9 protein-coding genes are annotated in these 6,467 nt (G+C 39.3%); 8 read left to right on the top strand and 1 reads right to left on the bottom strand.

Annotated elements, in window-relative coordinates; all coding sequences use genetic code 11:
• Nucleotides 1–81: 81 nt before the first annotated feature.
• Entirely contained in the window at nt 82–654 is a 573-nt protein-coding gene (locus tag KZ793_RS20735) for a recombinase family protein (protein WP_225817042.1), read from the top strand.
• Between the two features lie 286 nt (nt 655–940).
• Here KZ793_RS20735 and KZ793_RS20730 read toward each other — a convergent pair whose 3' ends face one another.
• Complete coding sequence (locus KZ793_RS20730; RefSeq protein ID WP_225817041.1) at nt 941–1,555, bottom strand: phage repressor protein CI; 615 nt, start codon at nt 1,553–1,555, stop codon at nt 941–943.
• A gap of 397 nt (nt 1,556–1,952) precedes the next feature.
• Between KZ793_RS20730 and KZ793_RS20725 the strand changes: the two genes are divergently transcribed.
• The 7 genes from KZ793_RS20725 to KZ793_RS20695 form a co-directional block, all read left to right on the top strand.
• On the top strand, nt 1,953–2,117 hold the full coding sequence (locus tag KZ793_RS20725; RefSeq protein ID WP_225817040.1) for a hypothetical protein: 165 nt from the start codon (nt 1,953–1,955) through the stop codon (nt 2,115–2,117).
• A 291-nt stretch (nt 2,118–2,408) separates the two neighbouring features.
• On the top strand, nt 2,409–2,612 hold the full coding sequence (locus KZ793_RS20720) for a tail protein X (protein WP_011144439.1): 204 nt from the start codon (nt 2,409–2,411) through the stop codon (nt 2,610–2,612).
• 433 nt (nt 2,613–3,045) lie between these two features.
• Nucleotides 3,046–3,840 carry a phage baseplate assembly protein V gene (locus KZ793_RS20715; protein WP_225817039.1) on the top strand — a complete coding sequence of 265 codons (795 nt, stop codon included), beginning with the start codon at nt 3,046–3,048 and terminating at the stop codon, nt 3,838–3,840.
• Nucleotides 3,840–4,181: a GPW/gp25 family protein gene (locus KZ793_RS20710; RefSeq protein ID WP_225817038.1), complete on the top strand. Its 342-nt coding sequence runs from the start codon at nt 3,840–3,842 to the stop codon at nt 4,179–4,181. Before KZ793_RS20715 ends, KZ793_RS20710 begins: the two co-directional genes overlap by 1 nt.
• A 4-nt stretch (nt 4,182–4,185) precedes the next feature.
• Nucleotides 4,186–5,187: a baseplate assembly protein gene (locus tag KZ793_RS20705; RefSeq protein WP_225817037.1), complete on the top strand. Its 1,002-nt coding sequence runs from the start codon at nt 4,186–4,188 to the stop codon at nt 5,185–5,187.
• Nucleotides 5,180–5,794 (top strand): phage tail protein I, encoded by a 615-nt coding sequence (locus KZ793_RS20700; RefSeq protein ID WP_225817036.1) that lies wholly within the window; start codon nt 5,180–5,182, stop codon nt 5,792–5,794. The genes KZ793_RS20705 and KZ793_RS20700 overlap by 8 nt, the downstream gene beginning before the upstream one ends.
• Nucleotides 5,791–6,467: phage tail protein (locus KZ793_RS20695; RefSeq protein ID WP_225817035.1), on the top strand; the 677-nt coding region annotated here is incomplete at its 3' end. The genes KZ793_RS20700 and KZ793_RS20695, both read left to right, overlap by 4 nt.

The following is a 6,467-nucleotide window of genomic DNA, read 5'->3' as shown; positions in this document are numbered from 1 at the left end:
AAACCAAGGTTTTTCAAAACTCACCAATCCGTGATAATTTCGATAACAATAGTCTCATATTGGTATTAGGCAGGGTTACATATGGCGAAGATTGGCTATATTCGGGTATCAACAAATGACCAAAACAGTGATTTACAGCGAAACGCATTGATAAGTATAAATTGTGAGCAGATTTTTGAGGATAAAATCAGTGGAAAAACGTCCAACAGACCGGGGTTAAAGCGTGCTTTAAAGCAACTTAAAAACGGTGACACTTTAGTCGTTTGGAAACTGGATCGATTAGGACGTAGCGTAAAAAATATGGTAACTTTGATTTCTGATCTAAGTGAACGTGGTATTCATTTTCAAAGCTTGACTGATAGCATTGATACCAGCACTTCTATGGGGCGATTTTTCTTTCACGTTATGAGTGCATTGGCTGAAATGGAACGGGAATTAATCGTTGAAAGAACAAATGCAGGATTAATAGCCGCTCGTGCCCAGGGGAGAGTTGGAGGTAGACCAGTATCACTTTCATTTGTTGAACAACAACAAGCTGCAAGATTGCTGGCGAAAGGCCATACACGGAAACAGTTATCATTAATTTACAACATATCGTTATCCACAATATATAAATATTTTCCAGTAAATAAAACAGATTGTCGATCAACTTAGTATTTTCAGTGCGGCTAGTTAAATGTTTAATTTTATACTCGTAATATCCAAGACTAATTGGTTATTAATTTATCTAAAATATATCACGTTTCTTTTCTATGCAGAAAACTTCAGTCGCACTATATTATAAAAAATAATAGAATAATTTAACAATTAACCATTGCTAGCCAAGAAAATTTATTGCGTGTTAAATCCACTGCATCTGGAAGTTTTTAGGTAACGGATTACCATCAGCATAGGATTTACACATTTAAGTAAATTAATTTACTTACAATTGAAAAGTGTGTCAGTACCTGGAAATCACCAGATAAACGCGACCAATAAAATTGATTTCATTAATTGCACAGTCAAAAGTCACATCGTTATCACAAACTCGGATCTTACTGACTGGTATTTTTGTGATTTTCTTAATGCTGTGCATCCCTTCAATATCAATTAACCATAAACCATCCTGAATATCAGGTTCTTCTGTATCCAGCAAATACCAGGTGTTATTGTTATCTACAATAAGAGGTTTTTTTATTTCTCTAGCAATAAGTTGATTATCTAAAATCACTGAGTCGTCATCGTTCAACTTTCCACCAACCAATTTAACGCATTGTATTGTCGGAGTAATAATGTTTTTTAAAGCTTCCCTTTTCTTTTCTCCATCAGGGAACATTTCTCCCTGTCCTGTGCTTAGCCATAACAGTGAAGTATTGGTTTCAAGGTTGCATTGGATAACCCAGTCTGCTGGAAAACTGTCCCTTAAGTAACGGTTTGCCATTGTACTTTTAGAAACACCTAAATGGTCGCTCAATGCTTGACGTGATTTAAATCCATATGCACTAACAAGGCGTTCGATAGCTTGTTTTCCTCCACTATCTGCACCCATTTTTATCTCAGTTATGTTTTTTTTCATTGAAAGTACAGTTTAGTGAGTTTGCCGTCTCCACAAAGCCCTCTGATTAAGAGCTATAGTGATCCCAAATAAATTTATTAGATCCTAATAAGGGATATTGCATCATGGGCATCTAAATTTCAATCTATATACTTTGTGAAACTATGTCATCTAAATAAAGAGAAAAAATCTTCTAAGTGATAAAAGAAGAAAAATTTATTAATTACAACGGATTATGATCAGAAAGAAACCTTTTTAACCATTAATTATTTCAATAAAAACAATAATTAATATATTAACACTATCAAATATAGTTCCCAAAAAAGATGAAAAACCGCTTTAAATTTTTCTAATCAACGTGTACTGTTCTTATATACAGTTATGTTATACGGAGGTAAGTTTGTCAGTGGACTTTCTTATGGAATCAGTAATAGCGCAACGTATTAATTTTATAGCCAGAATGGCAACGAGCTGTGAATGTAATCATGCTGAAGATAAAGAACTTGCTTTAGTTTGGATTGCTGAGTTGTCGACACCACTAGCAAAACAACTTATTAACCACTATGAAACGCTTGAAGAATAAATGCGACAGATAAATGATATAAATGTGGAAGTTCTGTATGATAAACAACCTAAACTTTCTAAGTTGATAATGATTGCATTGGAAAATAAGCTGAAAAATAGATTTTTCCTATGAATTCAGCAAATTTTAAAAGATATGATTAATTATTAAATTAGCCACTGAAAAGTGGCTTCTTGCTTCTCATTTGTACTGTTTCCTTAACAATATTATTTTATTGTTTCTTTCCCTCGATTCAGCGCACCATAACACTTTAACTTAACAATATTGACTAAATTAGAAGGGGTATACCTAATGAAAATAATTGCTCAGCAGAATGATACTGTTGATGCTTTATGCTGGCGTCATTATGGTCGGACTCAAGGCATGACAGAACAGGTACTATTAGTTAACCCAGGCTTGGCCGAATATGGTGTAATTCTGCCACACGGTACAGAAGTTGAGATGCCGGAAATTATGACAGCGACAACGAAACCTATTTTGCAACTATGGGATTAAATATATCCATACTAAGTTGAAGGTTTTTAAACAGAATTATCATTCTATATCAGCAAATTAAACTTATCTATTCTGGCTAGATAAATAAACGGTTGAAGTGGATTGATTGCAACTGTGGGCATATTGTTTACGTTGTTCAAACAAGAATAACCAGTGATCAAATCAAATTATCTGGAACGTTATACTTAATAGAGTCAAGCAGCGCAAATTTGAATTTTTTGAACTATTAGAGTCAAGCTTTAACAAAATAGCACAGATTATATAAAAGCCTTTCTCGATTATGGGAAGGGCTTTTTAATTTATGTTGTTACATTTTCCCTTTTCAAGAAACTTGTTTTGTCTTTCTTACAATTCCTCTTTGATGTTGGCAACTGCCTTTGCTGGCATTCTTTCATACATAAACCCACAACCACCAAATGGCATTTTTCCAAACATGGATACACAACTAACAGAACTTCTGCGTTTATTGCGTAATCTGATCAGAACTGGTGTTGTTACCGAGGTAGATCATGCCCGAGGTATGTGCCGGGTCGCAACAGGCAATCTTGAAACCGATTGGCGGCCTTGGTTGACAATGCGAGCCGGTCATTCCCGTACCTGGTGGGCCCCCAGTGTTAGTGAGCAGGTTTTATTACTATCCGTTGGTGGAGAGCTGACCACCTCCTTTGTATTACCGGCTGTTTATTCCGATCGATTTCTAGCTCCATCAGTTTCTTCCGAAGCTGTCCATATTGCTTTCCCTGATGGGGCCGTAATGGTGTATGAGCCGAAATTCGGTGCCTTAACCGTAAAAGGTATTAAGACCGCTAATGTGCAAGCTTCATATTCCATAACACTTGAGGCAACGAATATAACACTAAAAGCACACGATAAAATCTCAATGTCGGCAAATAACCAAATTGGATTGACATCGCAAAACGAAATCTCAATGTCGGCAAATAACAAAATTGGATTGACATCGCACAACGAAATCTCAATGTCGGCAGATAACAAAATTGGATTAACATCGCACAACGAAATTTCAATGTCGGCAGACATCAAAATTGGACTAAATGCAAAAAAAGAAATGGAATTGAAAGCACCAGAACTGGCTCTGAAAGGAAAAACTAAACTGGAAGGTGATGTTGAAAATACCGGCGGAAAACTCAGCTCTAATGGTGTGACCCTACATTCTCATAAACACACTGGAGTCATGTCCGGCGGTGCAACAACAGGAGACCCAACATAATGATGTATCTTGGAATGAACCGACAAACCGGTCGTAGCCTGACAGATTTGGATCATGTACGCCAATCTGTCAGCGACATCTTACTAACCCCAGTTGGTAGTCGTTTAGCACGTCGTACTTATGGCTCTCTGCTACCCGAATTAATTGACTGGCCACAGAACGCGGCTCTGCGCTTGCAAATTATGGCAGCCACCTATACAGCTATCAGCCGCTGGGAACCAAGGATTAATCTGACAGCTATTACCATAACTACCCAGCAAGACGGCAAAATGACGGTAAATATCGCCGGTCATTATCAGCAGTCCGCCGGGAGGTTTTCTCTATCTATCCCTGTGAGGTAAAACAATGCCGACCATTGATCTAAGCCAGTTGCCGCCACCTGATGTAGTCGAGCCACTGGATTATGAAAGCCTGTTGGCTGAACGTAAAGCCAAATTAATATCTCTTTATCCTGAAGAACAACGGGATGCTATTACTCGAACATTGGAATTGGAATCCGAACCTCTGGTTAAGTTACTTGAGGAAAACGCTTACCGGGAATTGATATTGCGCCAGCGGGTTAATGAAGCTGCCCGTGCAGTAATGTTGGCCTATGCAACCAATAGCGATTTAGACCAGTTAGGTGCGAACTATAACGTTACCCGTGCAGTCATGGAGCCTGATAGTACCTTCCGTGATCGCATCCAAAGAGCCTTCGAAGGGCTAAGTGTTGCAGGGCCGATAGGTGCGTATGAATATCATGCCCTTAAAGTTAATGAAAGTATTCATGCTAATAAAAATGAATACAAAGGTGAATATCAAACTGTTGCAGATGTTTCTGTCATTAGCCCATCACCAGCCAATGTGACTGTGACTGTTTTGTCACGGAAATGGAAATGGGAAAAAGATAAAGAAGATGAAGAAGATAAAGAACATAACGGTGTAGCTTCACAAGAGTTACTGAATAAAGTGATTGCGGCACTTAATGATGAAAATGTCAGGCCCGTTGCTGATCGGGTAAAAGTGCAGTCAGCCCAAATAGTGGAATATCAAATTGATGCTGTGCTTTATCTCTATCCGACACCTGAATCTGAGCCTATCCGTAAATTGGCTCAACAAAATATGGATAAGTACGTGCTAGATCAACATAAGTTGGGGAGAGATATTCGGTTATCTGCCATTTACGCTGCCCTGCATGTCGCAGGAGTACAGCAGGTAGAACTGAGAGCCCCGACGAAGGACATAATTCTGTGTAAAGACCAAGCTCCTTATTGTACGGGCGCGAAACTGGAAATAGGTAAAAAAACACAAACTGCTGATTGTTCCAAACCAAATCCAGGTTTGATAGTGGGAGGTTCTGATGAATGACCGCCTGTTACCAACAGGTTCTACTGTTTTGGAGTTGGCTGCGGCTAAGGCGTGTTCGCAATTGCAAAATATTCCAGTACCGCTTCGCCAACTCTGGAATCCTGATACTTGCCCTGAGGAGTTATTACCCTATCTGGCGTGGGCATGGTCGGTTGATCGCTGGGACGAAAATTGGCCGGAGAGTACTAAGAGAGACGTAATAAAAAATTCGCTGTTTCTGCACAAACATAAGGGAACCATTGGTGCCGTCCGTCGCGTGGTAGAACCGCTTGGCTATCTCATTCAAATAAAGGAATGGTGGCTGAACAACGAAACACCGGGCACATTCCGGTTAGCGATAGGGGTACAGGAAAACGGGATCACCGAAGAAACTTTTTTAGAGCTGGAACGGCTAATTTCTGATGCCAAGCCTGTAAGTCGTCATCTGATAGGTTTGTCAATCAATCTGGATGTTAAGGGCGAATTTTATTGCGCTGCGACGAGTTATAGTGGAGATGACCTCACTGTTTATCAATATCTCCCTGACATCATCACAACTAGCGACAATGCTCCTTTAGGGGCAGCAATTCATTTGATCGATACAGACACATTGAGGGTTTCACCATGAAATACTTTGCAATTTTAACCAACTTGGGAGCGGCGAAGCTAGCAAACGCTGCTGCTTTGGGGACAAAAGTCGATATTACTCACATGGCTGTTGGTGACGGTGGCGGTAAATTACCAGATCCTGACGTCAATCAGACAAAATTAGTTAATGAAAAGCGTCGGGCTGCAATTAATACATTGAGTGTCGATCAGGTAAACACAAACCAAATTATTGCCGAACAAGTTATCCCTGAAAGTGAGGGTGGTTGGTGGATGCGTGAAATTGGTTTGTTTGACAGTGAAGGTAACTTGATTGCAGTAGCGAACTGCCCGGAAACCTATAAACCACAATTACAGGAAGGTTCGGGTAGAACACAAACTGTCAGAATGATCTTGATTGTCAGCAATACGGATTCAGTAACGCTGAAAATCGATCCTTCTGTAGTTCTGGCAACTCGTGATTATGTAGATAGCTCCATTCAGAAACATGGAAAAAGCCGCAATCATCCAGATGCCACGTTGACAGAGAAAGGTTTTACAAAACTTAATAGTGCCATTAACAGTAATGATGAAACTACAGCTGCAACACCCAAAGCGGTAAAAACAGCTTATGATAATGCTAATAGTAAATTGGCAAAAAACCAAAATGGAGCAGATATCCCAGATAAAACTGCTTTTGTGAAAAACCTTGGTTT

This window comes from Photorhabdus antumapuensis (assembly GCF_020387775.1).
In the GTDB taxonomy this organism is placed as follows: Bacteria; Pseudomonadota; Gammaproteobacteria; order Enterobacterales; family Enterobacteriaceae; genus Photorhabdus; species Photorhabdus antumapuensis.
The sequence above is the reverse complement of the archived record's forward strand: the minus strand, read 5'-3'. Positions and strand labels throughout refer to the sequence as shown.

Excerpts from the sequence above, each read along its gene's own strand:
- KZ793_RS20735 (WP_225817042.1), top strand. The coding sequence starts at position 82 with ATGGCGAAGATTGGCTATATTCGGGTATCAACAAATGACCAAAACAGT.
- KZ793_RS20730 (WP_225817041.1), bottom strand. The coding sequence starts at position 1,555 with ATGAAAAAAAACATAACTGAGATAAAAATGGGTGCAGATAGTGGAGGA.
- KZ793_RS20725 (WP_225817040.1), top strand. The coding sequence starts at position 1,953 with ATGGAATCAGTAATAGCGCAACGTATTAATTTTATAGCCAGAATGGCA.
- KZ793_RS20720 (WP_011144439.1), top strand. The coding sequence starts at position 2,409 with ATGAAAATAATTGCTCAGCAGAATGATACTGTTGATGCTTTATGCTGG.
- KZ793_RS20715 (WP_225817039.1), top strand. The coding sequence starts at position 3,046 with ATGGATACACAACTAACAGAACTTCTGCGTTTATTGCGTAATCTGATC.
- KZ793_RS20710 (WP_225817038.1), top strand. The coding sequence starts at position 3,840 with ATGATGTATCTTGGAATGAACCGACAAACCGGTCGTAGCCTGACAGAT.
- KZ793_RS20705 (WP_225817037.1), top strand. The coding sequence starts at position 4,186 with ATGCCGACCATTGATCTAAGCCAGTTGCCGCCACCTGATGTAGTCGAG.
- KZ793_RS20700 (WP_225817036.1), top strand. The coding sequence starts at position 5,180 with ATGAATGACCGCCTGTTACCAACAGGTTCTACTGTTTTGGAGTTGGCT.